General features: G+C 42.6%; 7 protein-coding genes. 1 reads left to right on the top strand and 6 read right to left on the bottom strand.

The window, feature by feature from the left end; translation table 11 throughout:
- Positions 1-35: 35 nt before the first annotated feature.
- The 6 genes from pabB to zwf form a co-directional block, all read right to left on the bottom strand.
- Positions 36-2201, bottom strand: coding sequence for an aminodeoxychorismate synthase component I (gene pabB, locus ACM0OX_RS18735; protein WP_414516569.1), 2166 nt, complete (start codon positions 2199-2201; stop codon positions 36-38).
- 109 nt (positions 2202-2310) lie between these two features.
- Positions 2311-8451, bottom strand: coding sequence for an amino acid adenylation domain-containing protein (locus tag ACM0OX_RS18730; RefSeq protein WP_414516568.1), 6141 nt, complete (start codon positions 8449-8451; stop codon positions 2311-2313).
- On the bottom strand, positions 8448-11819 hold the full coding sequence (locus ACM0OX_RS18725) for a non-ribosomal peptide synthetase (protein WP_414516567.1): 3372 nt from the start codon (positions 11817-11819) through the stop codon (positions 8448-8450). The genes ACM0OX_RS18730 and ACM0OX_RS18725 overlap by 4 nt, the downstream gene beginning before the upstream one ends.
- 71 nt (positions 11820-11890) lie before the next feature.
- On the bottom strand, positions 11891-13255 hold the full coding sequence (gene gntT, locus ACM0OX_RS18720) for a guanitoxin biosynthesis MATE family efflux transporter GntT (RefSeq protein ID WP_414516566.1): 1365 nt from the start codon (positions 13253-13255) through the stop codon (positions 11891-11893).
- Positions 13256-13957: 702 nt separating this feature from the next.
- On the bottom strand, positions 13958-15448 hold the full coding sequence (locus tag ACM0OX_RS18715) for a glutamine synthetase family protein (RefSeq protein WP_414516565.1): 1491 nt from the start codon (positions 15446-15448) through the stop codon (positions 13958-13960).
- Positions 15449-15737: 289 nt separating this feature from the next.
- Positions 15738-17117 (bottom strand): glucose-6-phosphate dehydrogenase, encoded by a 1380-nt coding sequence (zwf, locus tag ACM0OX_RS18710; protein WP_414516564.1) that lies wholly within the window; start codon positions 17115-17117, stop codon positions 15738-15740.
- Positions 17118-17802: 685 nt separating this feature from the next.
- Between zwf and ACM0OX_RS18705 the strand changes: the two genes are divergently transcribed.
- Positions 17803-20019 carry an AAA family ATPase gene (locus ACM0OX_RS18705; protein ID WP_414516563.1) on the top strand — a complete coding sequence of 739 codons (2217 nt, stop codon included), beginning with the start codon at positions 17803-17805 and terminating at the stop codon, positions 20017-20019.
- The last annotated feature ends 177 nt before the right edge of the window (positions 20020-20196 follow it).

The raw sequence follows: 20196 nt of genomic DNA, 5'->3' as shown, positions 1-20196 counted from the left end.
TTAAATTTCATTTTGAATTTTGAATTTTTAAGCACCTATGCTTGCACTTTTTGATAGCTATCAGAAACTTCTGTTTCTATTCCTTGGATGTGATATTGATTGGCATCAAAAGCTCCATGAGTTGTGAGTATCATGGCATGAATCAATGCCTTTGCTTTCAGCAGTATTTCTTGAAACTCCATCTGGGGATCGGAAAGCGCCACAATACCACCGCCAACGCCAATTGAGGTTTGCTCGGTTGTCAGCACAGCAGTACGAATGACAATATTCAAATCAGCTGAACCATTCAATCCCAAAAAGCCGATCGCTCCTGAATAAACTCCCCGTGCTTCCTGCTCTAATCGATTGATAATCTCAAGGGTTCTGAGCTTAGGAGCGCCTGTCATAGAACCACCGGGGAAAGCATTACGAATACAGTCTGTGGCGCTCATCCCGGCACGTAATTGACCGCGAATCGTCGTCACCAGTTGATGCACCGTCGCATAGGTTTCTACATCCATCAATTTCGGAACATGCACAGTACCAACTGCACATACCCGTCCCAGATCGTTGCGGAGCAAATCTACAATCATCAGATTTTCCGCTCGATCTTTTTCGCTGTTGCGTAATCTTTCACGCAGGATAAAATCTTCTTCTGGTGTTTTTCCTCGTGGTAGAGTCCCTTTGATGGGCTTTGTTTCCACCCAACCTTGGCGATCGATGCGTAGAAATCGCTCTGGAGATGAACAAGCGATCGCTACATCGCCAAAGCGTAAAAATGCAGAGTATGGCGCAGGATTTATCTGGCGTAATGTCCGATAAAATTCCAGTGGATCGGGTGTGGTATCTGTATGAATCTGGTTTGTCAAACAAACTTGATAAGTTTCGCCTTCGTGAATTTCCTGCAATGATTTTTCAATATCATTCAGATAAGTTTTTTCCGATCGACTTAATCGAAAAATTACAGGTGTTTGTTTCTTCTCAGGAACAATCGGCGACAGGGGAGGAAGGTTCTCAATCTGTTGTTCGATCGATTCAAACCAGGCTTCTGCTGAGGTTGTTTTTCCCTGCTGAACTAGGCAAAGCAGATAGAGGGTTTGCTCTTGGTGGTCAATTGCGATCGTGCGATCGGCCAACAAAAACATGGCATCGGGTAAGCTAGAAGGATATTTTAATTTAGATCCACATTCTGCCTTTAATTCATACCCAAAGTAACCCACAAACCCGCAGTTGAAATCGAAGGGTAGCTCCTCAGATGAGCAGTGTCGCTGTTCCAGTTCCCGCTTGAGATACTCGAAAATCCCCTGTTTCCTGAAGCTTACGGTGTGAGACTGTGTAACCGTGAGTTCCTGCGTTAGGGTCTGATAACGAATCAGCAGACTGTTGTCGCCACTGCTATCTCCCATAAACGAGAAACGAGAAAGACCAAGTTCAACACGACTGCTGTCTAGCCAGAATGCATTCGGTGATTTGCCAAACAAATGCACAAACATCTGCTCAGTATCAGGACTCAGATTTAGCTTGCGCGTGCAAAGTTCAAATTTTTGCTGCTGTTTTTGACTAGAAGAACTCGCAGGTATGGGAGCAGCTTTGCTATCTCCTGTCCAATACTGTTTTATTGGAGTTTTGCCGCGCTCTTGGGCAAATTTTAGGGTAATCTCTTTAAAATTCTCCAATAAGGTATGTCCATATTCAGTGCAGATTGACTCTGGATGAAACTGCACACCCCATAGCGGTAAAGATCGATGACGCATTCCCATGATCAGGTTGTCATCTGTCCACGCTACTTTTTCTAAACAGTCTGGTAGATCATCTGCAACTAGCAAGGAATGGTAGCGCACAACAGAGAATGGAGAAGGAATTCCCGCAAACAAATCAGTTTCAGTGTGATAAATTTTACTGAGCCGACCATGCCGAACTTCAGGCGCATGAATAACTTTTCCTCCATACCCATGACCAAGCCCCTGATGTCCAAGACAAACGCCTAGAAGCGGTATTTGGGCATTTTGAATAGCTGGACGACAAATTCCAAAATCTTTTGAGTTCTCAGGACGGCCGGGCCCTGGTGAAATTACAATGTTGTCAAATTCCCACTGTTTGAGTTCACTCCATGCAAATTGATCGTTATAAATTACAGTGGGATACTCTCCATTGACTTCTGCAATTAATTGGTAAAGATTAAAGGTATAAGAGTCATAGTTATCAATGATTAGGGTTTTCATCTTGTCAGTCCCGGTATTGCAAATTTTGGTCAGGAATAGGGAATGAGATTTTATATTTTGAATCTCAGAGAATGCGAGTGAAAGTATTCAGTTATAAATAGTAATTCTTTCACCTGCTATTTATTGTATGTTTTAATATTTCAAGATAATTTTGCAGCGTTGAACGAATATCTTGACTATTAAAATACATCCGATCGTATTCTACATGTATGCTGGCATTTCCTGAAACTGATTCCAGCGACACAACATAATTTAAAGGGAAGTTGAATTTATCATGAAACCTTCTCCTGTTTACTTTCAAACCAGGATAATCAGAAATGTTTTTAGCATTATGGAACTGCACAAAATTAAACGTAGCGAAAAATAACTCTGCCTCAGCATTATATTTTAACTGTTGGTCTGACATAATTTGCAGAAGTGGATACCTAACATAAGGTTCGATATCAATTAGAGATTGCTGGACATTTTTAATTTGTACGGCTTTATCTTCTGTAATTGATTGACAAAACGGAACAATATTCCAGAACAAACCCAAAGCACCGAACGGATCGGATAATTTTTCTGTCCTACCATTGGAAATGACTCCTACAGAAACTCTGTTTTCTTTCATCACAGTACCAATGAGGTCAAGGTAGGTACTCAGGAAAATTGCTTTTGGTGAAACTTTCAATCTTCTACAGAATTGCTGTAAATCAGCAATGATTTCTGAGCCTAAATTATATTCTTCAGCAACAGCTTCTACTTGAGCTCCTGAAGTGGTTAACGGCTGCAATGGTTTATATGTATAGTTTTCTAAGTGAAGCTTCCAGAAATTTGATGCGTCTAGTGAGCCAATTATCTCTTTCTCCAAAGCAACAAATTCTTTGTACACATTAGCGATAGAGGATACTGTTATTTCTTCTTTCTTCTTAATGGCAGAATATAACTCATACAGTTGGTTGAGAAATTCAATGCTACTCCAGCCGTCTGTAATGGCGTGATGAATTGACGTGAAGAATTCAAATCTATTTTTGGCTTTCTGAAAAATCCAGGCTCGAAAAAGTGGTTGATTGGGGTTTTCAACGTTAAATAAATTTTGTCTATCTTGCTTGACAAATGCATCAATGTAGTTTTCCTGATCATCTGGATTGAGGTTGCTAATGTCTTCCTCGTTGATCGAAAATCTCAGATTCTTTTTAACCACCTGACATACTGGTTTGCCATTCTGAATAATAAACACCGTTCTAAAAATTGGGTGTTTTTCTACCAGAAGTTTGAAAGCTTGCTTAAAGGCATCTAAAGAAAGATTGTCATCATATATATCGGATGATTCCTGTCCGTGGTAAACCCCCATTTTTTGATGGTCATTCGAGTAATGATGCAACATAAACTCCTGCATTTTGGCAAGAGGATATGCCGATTCTGTATCGTCTGGCAGTAACTCTAATATCTCCTGTGGCAGTTCTAATAAATGTAGGGGCGCAGGCTGGGAATTATTAATTTGTCGAGCGAGGCTTTGACTGGTCTGTTCAGATACATCAGCAGATAAACAATGAGCAATTAGCGATCGCAAACTAATCACAAAATCTTCAGCGAGATTTTCAATGGTGCTACGTTGGTGGAAATTCTCGCTGTATGTCCAGTCTAGCTGTAACTGTCCCTCTACTACGAGTCCGTTGATCTCTAGCAGGCGATCGCAACTTTCAAGTGGACTGTGTTCTGCACCCACTGATTCGGAGGCTAGTTTGCAGAAAGAATTTGCTTGCGTTCCCCAATCGAATTGTCCCAGGTAGTTAAAACTTACTTCTGGTTGTGGTAATGCAGATATCTGAGAGGTAATTTCTGCATCCCTACTCAAATAGCGCAACACACCGTAACCAATACCCCGCTTTGGTACGGCACGAAGTTGTTCTTTGATAAACTTAATTGCATCTCGCAGATTATCTGTTGCTTTTAACTCTAAAAGTACGGGGAAGATCGTCGTAAACCAACCAACTGTCCGCGATAAGTCTACATCGTCAAAAATATCTTCCCGCCCATGACCTTCAAGGTCAAGCAACACAGAGTTACTACCAGTCCAGTTACTTAAAGTCTGCACCAAAGCAGTCAGCAAGATATCATTGATCTGAGTTTTATAAGCTTTGGGAACTTCCTGCAACAGAGCGCGGGTTTCCTCAGATGAGAGCGACACCGATACAATGCGGCTAGATACCACAGTGTTTGCACCCAAGGCATAGTCAACTGGTAAACGGTTTATCTGCGTGCGTGAAATGCCTTGCCAATAATTCAGTTCTTGCTTTGCAATATCTGAGTGGGCGTAAGCAGTCAGTTTCTCAGCCCAGTGTTTAAAAGATGTTGTCTTAGAGCGAAGCTGAATCTTTTCGCCGCGACTGAGTTGTTGGTAAGCTGTTTCCAAATCCTCTAACAAAATCCGCCAAGAAACGCCGTCTACTGCTAGGTGATGGATGATTATGAGTAATCGACTGGGTTTATCAGCACCTAGCGTAAAAAAGGCTACTTGCATTATTGGCCCAGCAGAAAGGTTCAAGCTAGTTTGTAGGGAAGCAGTAGCCGCTTCAATGGCAGCTTTTTGTTCTACCTCTGGGATTGCTGATAAGTCTACATGGGAAAAAGGAATAGTATCATCAGGACTAGTGTTAATCTGTTGCCAATCTGAGTCAGACTGCACAAAACGTAAGCGTAGTGCATCATGATGTAACAATAATTGTTGCACCACTTGCGACAACAGGGTGGGGTCTAGTGTTTGCGTTACTTCTAGTAGGAACGACTGGTTGAAGTGATGAGGTTCTGGGAAATTTTGTTCAAAAAACCATTGCTGAATGGGTGTCAGAGGTAATAACCCAGTTACCAGCCCTTGTTCTGCCGTCACCGTTTGAGTAATGTTAGTCACTGTTGCCAATTCTGCGATCGCTTGATGTTGAAATATCTGCTTGGCAGTTAGTTGCAGTCCAGCCTGTTTGGCTTTAAAAATAATCTGAATGCTGAGAATGGAATCTCCACCCAGTTCAAAGAAGTTGTCATGAATGCCAACTTGCTCAAGATGCAGCACCTCACGCCAGATTTTGGCTAGTATTTCTTCAGACTCTGTGCGCGGTGCTACTAGCTCTGTTTCTAGTTCATGACGTGCTGTATCAGGTGTCGGTAGGGCGCGTCGATCTACCTTACCATTGGGGGTAAGCGGTATAGCATCTAAAATCACAAAGGCAGAAGGTATCATGTAGTCTGGTAGCTTCTGTTTCAGGAAGGAACGCAATTGATTTTTGATTTCCGGGGTGCGAGTTACTACATAAGCCACTAAGCGTTTTGACCCCGGAATATCTTCTAAATCTATGACTACTGCTTCTGATATTTGCGGATGTGAGATCAATACAGTTTCAATTTCCTCTAATTCGATCCGAAAGCCCCGAATCTTCACTTGATTGTCAATTCGACCCAAAAACTCGATGTTACCGTCGGGTGAATAACGAGCCAAATCCCCTGTTTTATAGAGACGTTCTGATTTGTTGAAGGGGTGAGGAATAAATTTCGCATCTGTTAAATCTGGGCGGTTGAGATAACCTCTGGCTAAACCCACACCGCCAATATGCAATTCGCCTGGTACACCAATGGGAACGAGTTGCAGTTCGCTATCTAAAATATAGGTTTGTGTATTACCAATAGGTCTACCAATCAGTTGCTGTGGTCGTGTATCGTCTAGCACTAGCTGCGATAATTTATACACTGTTGTGAATATCGTTGCTTCTGTAGCGCCGTATCCGTTAATCAATAGCGGTGGTTCTTTTAAATTATGGAGACGCGATCGCTCGTCCATACACTGTTGCCACAACTTCAATTTTTCTGGTAGCCATTTTTCCCCTCCAGTCGCAAACAGTCGTACTGAGGTCGGTAGGATCTGATTTGTTGCTGCTAATTCAGAAGTTAACTGATTCCAGTAAGCTGTTACCAATATCAAGACTGTTAGCTTCCATTCCCAGCATTTCTGCAAAAATATGGGGATAGAACTCAACATATCAGCAGTCCGCAGCACTAGTGTTGCACCACTGATTAGACAGGGATAGATTTCTTCGCCTGCTGGATCAAAACTAATTGATGCAGCTTGCAGGACGCGATCGCGATCGTTTATCCCATACTCATCTCTTGCCGCTTGGACAAAATTCACTAAAGACCGATGTTCAATCATTACCCCTTTCGGTTTACCCGTAGAACCTGAAGTATAAATTACGTAAGCTAAATTATTGCCTTTAACCTGAGTGGGTGGATTTTCTTCGCTTTCAGCACCGATCGAATCCCAGTCGCTATCTAAGCAAATCGTCTTTGCTCCCGTATTTGGCAATGAGTCCACCAACTGCCGTTGAGTGAGCAGCACCTTAGCTTGAGAATCATTCAACATATAAGCCAAACGCTCGGCAGGATAGGCGGGATCTAGAGGTACATAAGCACCACCGGCTTTGAGAATTCCCCACAACCCGATGAGCATTAACGGCGATCGCTCTACACAAATCCCCACTAACACTTCTGGATTCACACCCATTTTTTGCAGATAGTGTGCTAGTTGGTTTGCTTTTTTGTTTAACTCCTGATAAGTCAGTTTTTCCCCTTCCAACTCCACCGCAAAAGCGTCGGGCGTTTTTCTGACTTGCTCTTCAAATAATTGATGGATGTATTTATCTAATGGATAATCTTTTTTTGTATTGTTCCACTCCACTAACAATTGATGTTGCTCAACTTCTGTTAGCAGTGGTAATTGGGAAATAGGCTGCTGTGGATTCGCTACAATTCCTGCCAGCAAAGTCTGGAAATTTCCAGCCATGCGAGCGATGGTTGCATCATCAAACAGGTCGCTGTTGTATTCCCATTCGGCTATCAATAAAGAAGAGGTATGCTCAATTGATAAAGCCAAATCGAACTTTGCTATTCCCGTTTCTATGGGAAGTGAACTTACAGCGATCTCAGGCAAATCCAAAGATGGTATGGGAACATTTTGGAGATCGAACATCACCTGAAACAACGGTAAGTGACTTAAGGAACGCACAGGTTGTAAGGCATCTACCAATTTCTCAAAAGGCAGGTCTTGATGAGCATAAGCTTGCACTGCTACTTCCCGCACCCTAATCAGCAACTGCTCAAAACTGGGGTTGCCAGAAAAATCAGTACGCAGCACTAAAGTATTGACAAAAAGACCAATTATCCCTTCTATTTCTGGACGATTGCGACCAGCAATCGGTGTACCTACTACGATGTCCTTTTCCCCTGTGTAGCGATAAAGCAAGGTAACAAATGCTGCAAAAAACGTCATGAACGGCGTAACGCCCACACGCTTGCTGAGATTAGCGATCGCCTCACCTAGCTCCAGAGGAAGTATAAATTGTTGATGTCTTCCCCGGTTTGTTTGGATGGCAGGTCTTGGTCTGTCGGTGGGAAGTTCTAGTAAGGTGGGAGCGCCTTGAAGTTGTTGCTTCCAATAAGATAACTGTGCAAGCATCTCTTGTTCCGACCACTGCCGTTGCCAAACAGCAAAGTCGGCATACTGTATTGGTAATTCTGGTACAACAACTTTTTGGGGAGATTTGTCAGTACAAAATGCAGTGTAGAGCGCGATCAACTCTTGGACAAATACGCCTGTTGACCAACCATCAAAAATAATGTGGTGGGCTGTTAGTATAAAGAAATACTCTGTTGAGCCAACCTGTAAGAGGGTGGCACGTACTAAAGGTTCTCGCTCTAGGTCAAATGGTCGTACTGCTTCAACTGTAACTAATCGTTGCATCTCGACTTCTCGCTCTGTTTGAGGCAGATGAAGCAAGTCTACGATTTCTAGTTGCAGAGAAAGAGTTGCAGCAATAACCTGAACGGGTCGCTCTTCTTGTGTTACAAAGTTTGTGCGTAAGGCTTCGTGACGGCGGATAATTTCGTTAAGGCTTGACTGTAGGGCAACTACGTTGAGTTGACCGCTAAAACGCCAGGCGATGGGGATGTTGTAAAACCCACTATCTGGCTGTAATTTGTCAAGGAACCACAACCTCGCTTGTGCAAAGGAAAGGGGTAGATTTTCCGCCCTACTAACTGGCTTGATTACTGAAACAGTGTCCTGGTGTAGAAATGCCAGAATCTCTGCTTTGCGTTCAGCTATCTGAGCTTGCAGTTCGGGTGTCAAAACTCCTTTGGGGGCTTTGCATCGTAGCTTCTCACCATCAAGAAAGAGTTTTACATCTAAACTACGCAGGTGAGACAGAAATTTATATATATTCATACCTCGATCTCCTCGTACTCACCATCAGATGTATCAGAAGAATCCTGTAATCCTTGCACTTTCCCCCGGACTATCTCACAATACTCGGCAAAGCTAGCTATGGTTGGTGCTTCAAATAAAGTGAGTACGGACAGATTCATCTGAAAGACTTGGCTTAGTCGAGATATGATTTGGGTGGCGAGCAGAGAATGACCACCGATTTGAAAGAAGTTGTCGTGGATGCCTATATTTTCTAAGTGAAGCACCTCTTGCCAAACAGCAGCAATGGTTCGCTCCACCTCAGTTTGAGGTGCTACGTAATTTGCTTCTATATCAGGTCTAGTTTGGTCAGGCTGAGGAAGTCCGCGGCGATCGACCTTGCCATTAGGAGTATGCGGTAGGGCATCTAATATCACAAAGGCAGAAGGTATCATGTAGTCTGGCAACTTCTGTTTCAGGAAGGAGCGGAATTGATTTTTGATTTCTGGGGCGCGAGTTACTACATAAGCGACTAAGCGTTTTGACCCCGGAATATCTTCTAAATCTATGACTACTGCTTCTGATACTTGCGGATGTGAGATCAATACGGTTTCAATTTCCCCTAGTTCAATCCGAAAGCCCCGCACCTTCACTTGATTGTCAATTCGACCCAGAAACTCGATATTGCCGTCGGGTAAATAACGAGCCAAATCCCCTGTTTTGTAGAGACGTTCTGATTTGTTGAAGGGGTTGGGAATAAATTTCGCATCTGTTAAATCTGGGCGGTTGAGATAACCTCTGGCTAAACCGACACCGCCAATATGCAATTCCCCTGGTACACCGATGGGGACTGGTTGCAGGGAACTATCGAGGATGTAGGTTTGCACATTATCAAAAGCTGTACCAATCAATTGACGCGATCGCGTATCCTCTATAACCAGCTGCGATAAGTCGTATACCGTTGACAATACTGTTCCTTCCGTCGGGCCGTATCCGTTCATCAATAGTGGGGGTTTGGCTACATTATGGAGACGCGATCGCTCGTCCATATACTGCTGCCACAGCTTCAATTTTTCTGGTAGCCATTTTTCTGACCCAATAGACAACAGTCGTACTGAGGTCGGTAGGGTTTGATTTGTTGTTGTTAATTCAGAAATTAACTGATTCCAGTACGCTGTTCCCACCATCAATACTGTTAGCTGCCATTCCCGGCACTTCTGTATAAATGTGGAGATAGAACTCAACATCTCGGCAGTACGCAACACTAGGGTTGCACCACAGATTAGACAAGGATAGATTTCTTCAACAGCTGCGTCAAAACTAAGCGATGAAAATTGGAGGACGCGTTGGCTTTGCCCGCCGCAGGCATCGCTCTGGCTCATCTCATACTTATCTCTGACTGATTGGCTGAAATTCACCAAGGAACGATGTTCAATCATCACTCCTTTGGGTTTACCTGTAGATCCAGAGGTGTAAATCACATAAGCCAAATTACTGGCTTTTACCTCAGTCTGTGGGTTTTTCTCGGTTTGAGTGCTGATTAAATCCCAATCTGTATCTAAACAGATTACTTTTGAGCCAGTATTCGGAATTGCATTGATTAGCGATTGTTGAGTTACCAACACCTGCGCCTGAGAATCATTCAACATATATGCTAGGCGATCGGCAGGATAGGCTGGATCTAGAGGTACGTAAGCACCACCTGCTTTGAGAATTCCCAATAATCCGATGATCGTGAGTGGCGATCGCTCTACACAAATCCCTACTAACACTTCTGGATTCAAACCCAGTTTTTGCAGATAGTGTGCAAGTTGGTTTGCTCGTTTATTTAACTCCTGGTAAGTCAGTTGCTCTCCTTCCAACTCCACCGCTACAGCGTCGGGCGTTTTTATTACTTGCTCTTCAAATAATTGATGAATACATTTATCTAATGGATAATCTTTTTTTGTATTGTTCCACTCAACTAACAATTGGTATTGTTCCGCCTCGGTCAACAATGGCAAATCTGCAATCCTTTGTTCTGGATTGGTTAAGATGCCCAATAGTAAAGTTTGATAATTTCCGGCTATTCGTTTTACAGTATCAGCATCAAACAAATCAGTGTTGTATTGCCAACAAAGATGAACTTCACTACCAGCTTCAATAATTGCTAAATCTATGTCAAATGCTGCTCCCCGTTGATGTCCTTCTATCATGTATGGCGACATCACCAAAGATGATTTTTGGCTATTCTCGTACCAGCGATGCTTTTGCCAAGTTAGGGAAACTTGGAACAGAGGGGGACGGCTAGAATCTCTCTCAGGCAGAAGCTCTTTTACTAATAAGGGAAAAGGATAATCTTGATGCTTCTTAGCCTCAGAAACTGTGCGACGTACTTGAGCGAGAAATTCTTTAAAGGTAGGATTCTCCGCCAAATTTCCCCGCAAAACCACAGGGTCTGTGAAGTAGCCGACAATACCTTCAAACTCCTCTCGACCTGACCGACCCGCCACCGGACAGCCTACGAGGATATCTTCTTGACCCGATAAGCGGTAAAACAGTACGAAAAAGGCAGCGAGGAAAATTCTATAAAGGCTGGTTTTTTCACATTCTGACAACTTTCTCAGCCTTTGGAGCAATTCTTCGTCTAACTTAATTGTATGTGTTGCTCCACAGTAAGTCTGCACACTTGGTCGCAGTTTATCTATAGGCAAATCTAAAAGCGGCAATTCACCGACTAATTGCTTATGCCAGTATGCCGAGAGTTTCTCACCTTGAGAACTTGCCAACATCTCGGTCTGCCAACGCACATAATCTGTGTATGATAGCCTGGGAAGGGGGAGGATATTATCTATTTTAGAATTTGAAATATCTGAATTTTCAATAACCTGTAAGGAAGCTTGAGGCAATGTTTTTGCTTCATTGGCATATAAAAGTTGGAATTCGTTTAATAATATGTCAAAAGACCACATATCCCCAGCAATGTGGTGCATGGCTAGCAATTGGACGTGTTCGGTCGCTGACAGTGTAAACAGATGTACCCGCAGCATTGGGTCTGTTTCCAAATTGTAGGGACGGTCAGCTTCTGCCAGAATTTGCTGCTTCAAGTAGTCTAAGTTCCATGAAGTTGCATCTGTTGCCTTAACATCCACTTCTTGGGATGGGTGAACGACTTGAATAGGTTGACCTTGATGCTGTGTATAAGTAGTTCGCAGGATAGGATGACGTTCTACAATCTGGAGCCAAGCTCGATGCCATGCCCGCAAGTCTAACTCTGAGCCGATCCGCACTGTGGTATAGAGATTGTAAGCGATGCTCTGGGGTGCTATCTGGTAGAGAAACCACATCGCTTGTTGACCGTAGGAAAGGGGAAATAATTCTGCTTCCTTTGTTAGTTGTGGGTACTTTTCCAAAGAAGAATTGCTCTGCATTGCTAATTTATCATCCAAACTGGGTTGTCTTTTCGTTTAAGCATAGGCACACTCACTCATTTTTGCTTATGCTATCTGTCTAAAGCTGGGAGGGAGGCATCACCATCCTCAACATCAAGGACAAATGTAGTAGGTAAGCTGGCCACCAGCATCACCATTCTGATTGCATAGAACAAAGATAAAGTCAACCACAAGATATGGTTACTCGAAAACTTAATAGCAGCAAAACCCGCAGGCACAAACCCTACTGCAAAAGCTATCAAGCTAACATTACGGAGAATATGTCCTTGTGTCAAACCCAAAAAGTATCCTTCCAAGGTGAAGCCTATTGAACCAAATACCAGAACGAGTAGCAACCAGGGAATAAAAGTATCTATGTTAGAGACAACTTCAGTATGGTTAGTTAACAAGCTAAAAACAGTATCGGGAAATAGCACACACACTCCGCCGAAAAACAGTCCTACCAGCAGAGCAGTTAAGACAGAAACACCAGCAACGGGTGCTAACTGTTGTAAAGTGCCTTTTCCTTTAAAGTTTCCGACCAAAGTTTCTGTACCGAATCCCAGTCCTTCTACAAAATAGATATTCAAACTGCTTATTAACATCAGCAAGGTATTTTGAGCATAAATCATCGTTCCCATCTGCGCTCCTTGATAGTTAAATATTAAAGAGGTAAACAGAATAACCAAATTGCTGATAAAGATGTTTCCATTGAGAGTCAAGTTAGATTTTATAGCTGGGATATCCCATATTTTTCCAGCTACTGCTCTTACCTCAAACCACTTGAATTCTGTGCAAAAAAATATCAATCCCACCAATAACGACAGATATTGGCTTGTCGCAAAAGAAACTCCTGCACCCGTACTCTCCCATCCCAGATAAACTATAAACAGGTAGTCAAGTGCGATTTTGGCTCCATTACTAATGACTGACAATAGCACAACTAAAACACTTTTTTCCCGTCCTAGTAACCAACCTAGTAGGACAAAATTGAGCAAAATCGCAGGCGCTCCCCAAATTTGGGTATTTAAATAGGCTTGAGCTGAAGATTTTATATCCGGGGTAGCATTTAGTAGGGCAAACCCAAGCTCTCCCAAAGGGTACTGCAAGAGTATGAGCGCGATACCTAGCACCAAAGCAATTAAACCATTACGCAGTCCTACCAACAACATACCTTCTCGGTCATCTCGTCCGACTGCTTGCGCTGTTACTCCAGTAGTTCCCATGCGTAAAAAGAGTAAAACGAAGTAGATAAAGTTAAGCAGGTTTACAGCGAGCGCGACTCCAGCAAAGTGTTTGATTTCCGAGAGATGACCTAAGAAGATAATGCTAATTAAATTAGCCAGTGGTACCATGATATTCGACAAAACATTAGCAATAGCTAGCCGGAAATAGCGTGGTACGAAGTCATACTGGCTTGGAAACGTCAGGTTCATAAATTGTGGTTAAGAGAGCGATCGCTCAACATGTAAATGTTACTTTTAGCCTTGATGTTAAATCTACGTATTCTCTCACAATTCGATTAAGATTGCTATATCAGTTTACTTCACACTTTTAATATTTCAGATTGTTCATGAGAATGCAAGGACAGTTAAGACAGTTAAGACAGTTAAGACAGTTAAGAAATATTTCATAAAATTTTAAACTTTGATAATCTAAAGTTATACTTGGAAAAAATATATATTATTATTTAAAATTAAAAATAAAGCTTTAATTATTGATATACTTCAAACATGATTATCTAGCTTATCCTTCACTTTTAATATTCAAGTTTTTTTATTAATAATTATCGTGTAGTAAATAGGAGGAGTGCAACGAGCGACGCTCGTTTCACTCCTTGCAGTTTGATTATCATTATTATTCAACTATAAACTGAGTTAGGGATTGCCTAATAATAGAGTGATACCTACGGCACACTTGTCTTTCAAAGACGCTCCGTTTAGCTTGCTTCCCGAAGGGTGCATGAACGCTAGAATACCGATTCAGTAATCGGAGAGCAAAAGAAAAATCAGCCCAAAGAGAAATAAATAAGCGTCAAAGCTGAAGTAATTAGTAAGGTTCAGGCAATTGTCAAAAGATTCACTTCAACATCTTAATAATCATCTTTAAAAGCGCGAAGTTTTCAAGAATTATTCACTTCAAAATAATTCAAAATATTCTCTTTGCTCCCAGTTAGTAACCTGTTTTAAATAGTCTTCTGGTAGCCGATCGGCGACGGACTGCAAAAAGCGATTAATTTCACTCTGTTTCATCTTTATAATGAAGTTGATGAACTGCTGCCCCATTTTTTGAGAAAAAAGTTCGCTTTGACTCAAATATGAAATCGCCTCTGGCAAACTTTTGGGTAAGGACGGACTTTCTGTAGCGTAAGGTGACTCTGTTGGGGAGCCAGGGTCAACTTTACGATCTACACCATCTAACCCAGAAATCAATTGCGATGCCATATATAGATAGGGATTAGCTGCTGGTTCTCCAACTCGGTTTTCAATGTGGGTGGTGGGGTCATCATAACCGCCTTGTAATCTAATCATTGCCCCTCGGTTTTCCAATCCCCATCCGGCACGGTCAGGAGCTAGAGAATAAGGCCTAAATCTTTTGTAGCCGTTAATTGTCGGGGTTGTGAACACAGAAGCAGCATTGGCGTGTTTCAGAAGACCACCAACGAAATGTTTACCTAAATCTGACATTAGGGTTTTGGTGTTTGCAGACATGAAAGCGTTCTCGCTTGTGGTTCCGTCTACAAGGGATTGGTGCAAATGCCAGCCATTGGAAGAAGAACCTTGCAATCCTGGACGACACATAAATGATGCGATGTAACCTTGTTGACGGCAGATTTGCTTGGTCGCCATTCGGAATATCATCATTGTATCCGCAGCTTGTAATGCCGGAATAGGGTCAAAGGTAAATTCAAATTGACCCGCACCTCCTTCGTTTTCTACACTCCTTAAAGGCAATCCCATTTCAACTAAGTTTTCTGCCAGAACGCGCAGCAAGTCGTGAATCTCTGGATTGTGTGATTCTAAAAGATATTGGAAGCTATGCTCTACAGCGCTAACTTTGGCAGGTTCACCAGGTTTTCCAGAAGTACCAACATTAGCGATCGCTAACATCGGATCTTCTAACTTTGCCAGATACCACTCAACTTCTAAGCCGACAATATGCTCCAATCCTCTTTGATGTAACTCTACCAATGATTGGCGCAAAATACCGCGACTGGAAAAGGGCATTACCTGACCATTTTGAAAGTACTCGTCACAGAGAATAAAGCCAGTACGTTTTGCCCAAGGGAGAATTTTGAAGGTATCAGGGTCAGGAACAGCCACAAGATTTGGCGCACCTGTCATCAAAGGCATATCTAAACTACCACCAGGAACAAACGGGTTAAATACTATTGCACCACCAGTATCAAACAGGAATGTCCCTGTGCTGATTTGCATACCGTTTTCTAAGGCACTGAAAAATGTCTGGGGTAAGAGCGATTTGCTGCGAACAATCCCATGCTGGTCTGACCAAGCTGTACGAATCAACAATAGATCCCGTTCTTTGACAACAGCCTCGATCTTTTCAGATGCTTCTTTTTGGATTGCTGTCCACAGGTGATGACGCTCAATAAATCCAGGTCTTTTCATTTGGATTGCCTAATCATGTTCAACTGCTTGTGCGGTTAGTTTGAAAATAGCTTTCATCAGGCGCTTCCATTCTTGGTGATAAATAAACGGTAAGCTGTTCCACATTTAAATTGCATAATTACGGCGGGCAAGATGCCCACCCCACAAGAGTTATATAAATTTTAGATATGCAAACTAGATGTGGTTTAGCTTATCTCCTGCTAAATGCGCAAAAAATACTTTTTAAATGATTAAAATTATCGCATCTCGCCAAATTCCTTGATATTGCTCAGATTACGAGTAATATACACTACTCTCTAGACAAGGGATTGTACCACTGATCCTTTGGCAAGAGCAGTTGATCTGACTCAGGTGGCCCCCATGTATTTGGCTCATACTCATAAACAGGTGTGACGTTATCGAGAATTGACTGGACAATCCGCCATTCCTCTTCGACAGTATCTTCCCGTACAAACAAGGTGGGATCGCCTCGCATAGCGTCACCCAATAAACGCTCATAGGGTTCCATCTCGTCGCCACCCCCATAAAAGGCCAGGAGTTCAACCGCAGAGCCGATCATATTTTCTCCAGGGATTTTAGTGCGAGCGCCCAATCCCACAATTACCTCTGGATCTAGTAAAAAACGAACATAATTAGCGTTTTCTTTTCCTCCTTCTTGGAACACATCTAAAGGTGGACATTTGAATTTGACCATCACTTCAGTAGTTTTAACAGGCAATTTCTTCCCAGCCCGGATGTAGATGGGAACTCCTGACCACCGCCACGTATTAATAAATAACCGCACGGCAACAAAAGTTTCTACTTGAGAGTCAGGCGAAACACCTTCTTCGTTGCGGTAATCAGAAAATTGACCGCGAATAATCTCATTGGGTTGCACTGAAGGTATAGCTTTGAGAATACGCTCTTTTTCATCCCGAATGGAATCGGTAGCAGTACTGGCAGGAGCATCCATGCACACTGAAGCCAATACTTGCAGCATATGATTTTCCACTACATCTCGAATTGCACCAGTCTCCTCATAGAAGCGCCCCCTTCCTTGAATGCCAAAGTCCTCAGCCATCACAATCTGGATGCTTTCAACATAGTTGCGATTCCAGATGGGTTCGAGAAAAGAGTTGGCAAATCGAAAATAGAGTAAATTCAGCAGTGGTTCTTTGCCCAGGTAATGGTCGATGCGATAGATGGCTGATTCGGGAAAAACTGATGCCAGAATTTGATTTAACTCGCGTGCTGATTTCAAATCCCGTCCAAATGGTTTTTCAATTACCACCCGCGCATTTTTAGCACACCCTGATTCGCCCAATCCTGATACTACTTGTGCAAACAGGCTTGGTGGAATTGCCAGATAGTATAGAGGATGAGTAGCATCACCAAGGGCTTGACGTAATTTTTCGTAAGTTTCTGGTTTATTGTAGTCACCAGCAACGTACTGGAGTAGACCAGAAAGTTTCTCAAATGCGTCTCGATCTATACCACCATGATGTTCTAGGCTATCACGTGCCCTTTCCCGAAGTTGCTCCGTCGTCCAAGGTCGTCCGGCAACCCCAATTACTGGGACATTGAGATTGCCTCGTCGTACCATTGCCTGAAGGCTAGGGAAGATTTTCTTGTAGGCCAAGTCACCTGTTGCCCCAAAAAATACCAGTGCGTCTGAATCAGGAGTTCCCATGACTAACCTCTTTAGGAATTAGCTTTTTTATGATGCCCGCCAAACTGATGGTGCATGGCTGATAAAAGTTTGTTGTCATGCACTTAACACCGATTCATCAATTGCTGCGATCGCACTCCAACGACCTTTGCCAGAATTCTCTTACTTGTATTGGAGTCTTACTAATGTAGGCCTTACGCACGGGTAACGGAAAACGAACCACAGAGGGCGCAGAGTTCACGGAGGAATGAGAGTTTGAGAGGGTTTTTGCGTAAGTCCTATAATGGATAAATTATAGGGGTTTAAGACCCTTACTACGTAAGTTGTAACTTTTGAATTCTGGCTTTTAGATTTTTTCAATTGGTATCAGAATTATACTCAGGGACTTGCGACAAATAAATCATACCAATTTGGGATTTTAGATGAAAAATTCTTGCAACTCTCAGATATGCATAGAATGTATACTCAAAAACCTGAAGAATAAATAACATTCCGGTGGATAGAAGAGACAGCCAATAGAGTATGCAACATTACGATGAGGAATTTCTCAGAAAAGACAATTGATTTGATTTGGGCGATCAAAGAATTTCTTAGTGCCCACCAATGCTGCACTCCTTAGACGAAGAAATTTTAGAGCAAATGTTGTCAGAATTAATGAGATAGTAATTTATTTTTCTTAAAAATCAGAGTTGGCAGTAATTAAATAATGGATTTATTTGATCGGCATCTTGCAAAAATAACTGAAGAAGAAGCACCCCTAGCGGCTCGGATGCGTCCCCGGACACTTGATGAATTTGTTGGTCAAGATCATATTATCGGACAAGGAAGGCTACTGCGGCGTGCTATTAGCTTGGATCAACTGTCTTCATTAATCTTTTCTGGGCCACCAGGGACTGGCAAGACTACTTTAGCGCGGGTTATTGCCAACAGCACCCGCGCTCACTTCATCGCTATCAATGCTGTACTTTCGGGAGTCAAAGAAATTCGAGCGGCAATTGAAATAGCCCAACAACAGCGCAAGTTCCATAACCAACGAACTATTCTTTTTGTCGATGAAGTCCATCGTTTTAATAAGTCTCAGCAAGATGCTCTATTGCCTTGGGTAGAGAATGGTACAATCATTCTCATTGGTGCTACCACCGAAAATCCTTTTTTTGAAGTCAATAAAGCACTTGTCAGCCGTTCGCGGATTTTTCAACTTCAGCAATTAACTGATAAAGATTTATACAAAATTGTTGAGCAAACACTAGCTGATTCGGAACGCGGTTATGGCAAGTTAACAGTACAAATTGACGCAGATGCTTTAGATCATTTAGTTAATGTTGCTAACGGTGATGCTCGTTCGTTATTAAATGCTTTGCAACTGGCTGTAGAGACTACACCTCCCGATGCTACAGGTGTTATTCATATTCCCCTAGCAGTGGCAGAAGAATCAATTCAACAGCGTGCTGTTTTATACGACAAAGAAGGGGATGCCCATTTTGATACCATCAGTGCTTTTATCAAGAGCTTACGAGGTTCTGACCCAGATGCAGCACTCTACTGGTTGGCTAAAATGGTTTATGCAGGTGAAGACCCGCGTTTCATTTTCCGTCGGATGTTAATTCTGGCCAGTGAAGATGTCGGATTAGCCGATCCACAAGCGGTTGTGGTCACAAATGCCTGTGCCGAAGCATTCGATCGCGTGGGGATGCCGGAAGGGCGTTATCATTTGGCACAGGCAGTACTTTATTTAGCAACTGCACCAAAGTCCAATAGCCTGATGGGTTTTTTTGATGCTTTAGCCGCAGTAGAAATTGAGAATGTTGCAGAAGTTCCCACTCATCTAAAAGATGCTAGTCGGGATAAAAAAGGTTTTGGACATGGGGCGGGTTATCTCTATCCTCACGCTTATCGAGATCATTGGGTAGAACAGCAATATTTACCCACCAGCTTGCAAGGTCAATTGTTTTACCAACCATCAACCCAAGGCTATGAACACCAAATCGCTACACAAGTGGCACGTCGTCGGGAAGCTCAACTTGCTGCAATAGTAGAAGGTATTGGTGTTGCACCAATAGAAATCATGACTTATGGAACTGTTGACCGAGCAGATGAGCGCTGGTTGCAACGCACACTTTCTCAGGTAAGTACACAATTAGCATCTGTGCGCGATCGCATTTTCACTTTCGCTCAATTACAACGTCATCATTTAGTATTAGATTTAAATGCCGCCACTGGTTTACTTACTTGGGAAGCAATCCGACAAGTTCCAGAAGGTGGGGTTTATGCCTGTGTTCGCGATCGCTCTGATGCCAATGCTTTAATTGAACAAGCTGCGGCACTTCCTGAAACAATGCGACCAATAGTTTTTACTGCATCTGTTGCACAGATACCTGCAATGCTGGCATCTCTTGCCCCAAATGTACAGTTTGACTCTATTATCGGGCGCAATATACTAGCCTCGGAATCAGACAAGGGACTTGCTGCTGAAATTTTAAGTCAATTGCTCCCGCACTCAGTCAAGCTTATTTTAGCTGAGACAGTACCTCGGCATACCCAAAGGTTTTACCGCTTACTGCCCAGTCAAAATCTCGATACTCAATTGTATGAGCGATTAGTTTTAGCGGAAGAAGCTATTTATACAGATACCTCTGACCCCATGCTTAACTGGGACGCTGACGATTTGCGCCACGCTTTTGCTTCAAATGGACACTACGTACAAGTGGTTCTTGAACAGTATTTGACACCAATGCACATCTCGGATAATTTTATCAAGCGTTTATTTACTTCTAATCTTAATCGACCAAGTTTTTCCGACCGTCTGGCGGCAAATTTGACTGCTGAGGAAATACAGACTATTAAAAATTTGTTTATTCGTTACTTACTCAACCAAACCGTTAATTGGTCAAGCAGTGTGGCATTTTTAAATATTAGCGGATGAACGCTTTCTGGCTATCAAATCACAGTTGTGGGTAGCCGCAAGCGAATTACTTATCTTCTCTACAAAAGACTACGCGAACATTCTGCTTTGCTCAATTCGTAATGACATTGTGTAATTAATTCTCTGGAGTTTAGACTAAGCCATACAAAATGACCCAGCAGGGCTGAGTTAATCAGA

It is taken from the genome of Nostoc sp. PCC 9305 (assembly GCF_963920915.1).
Classification (GTDB): Bacteria; Cyanobacteriota; Cyanobacteriia; order Cyanobacteriales; family Nostocaceae; genus Nostoc.
This window is presented reverse-complemented; position numbering and strand designations above follow the sequence as displayed.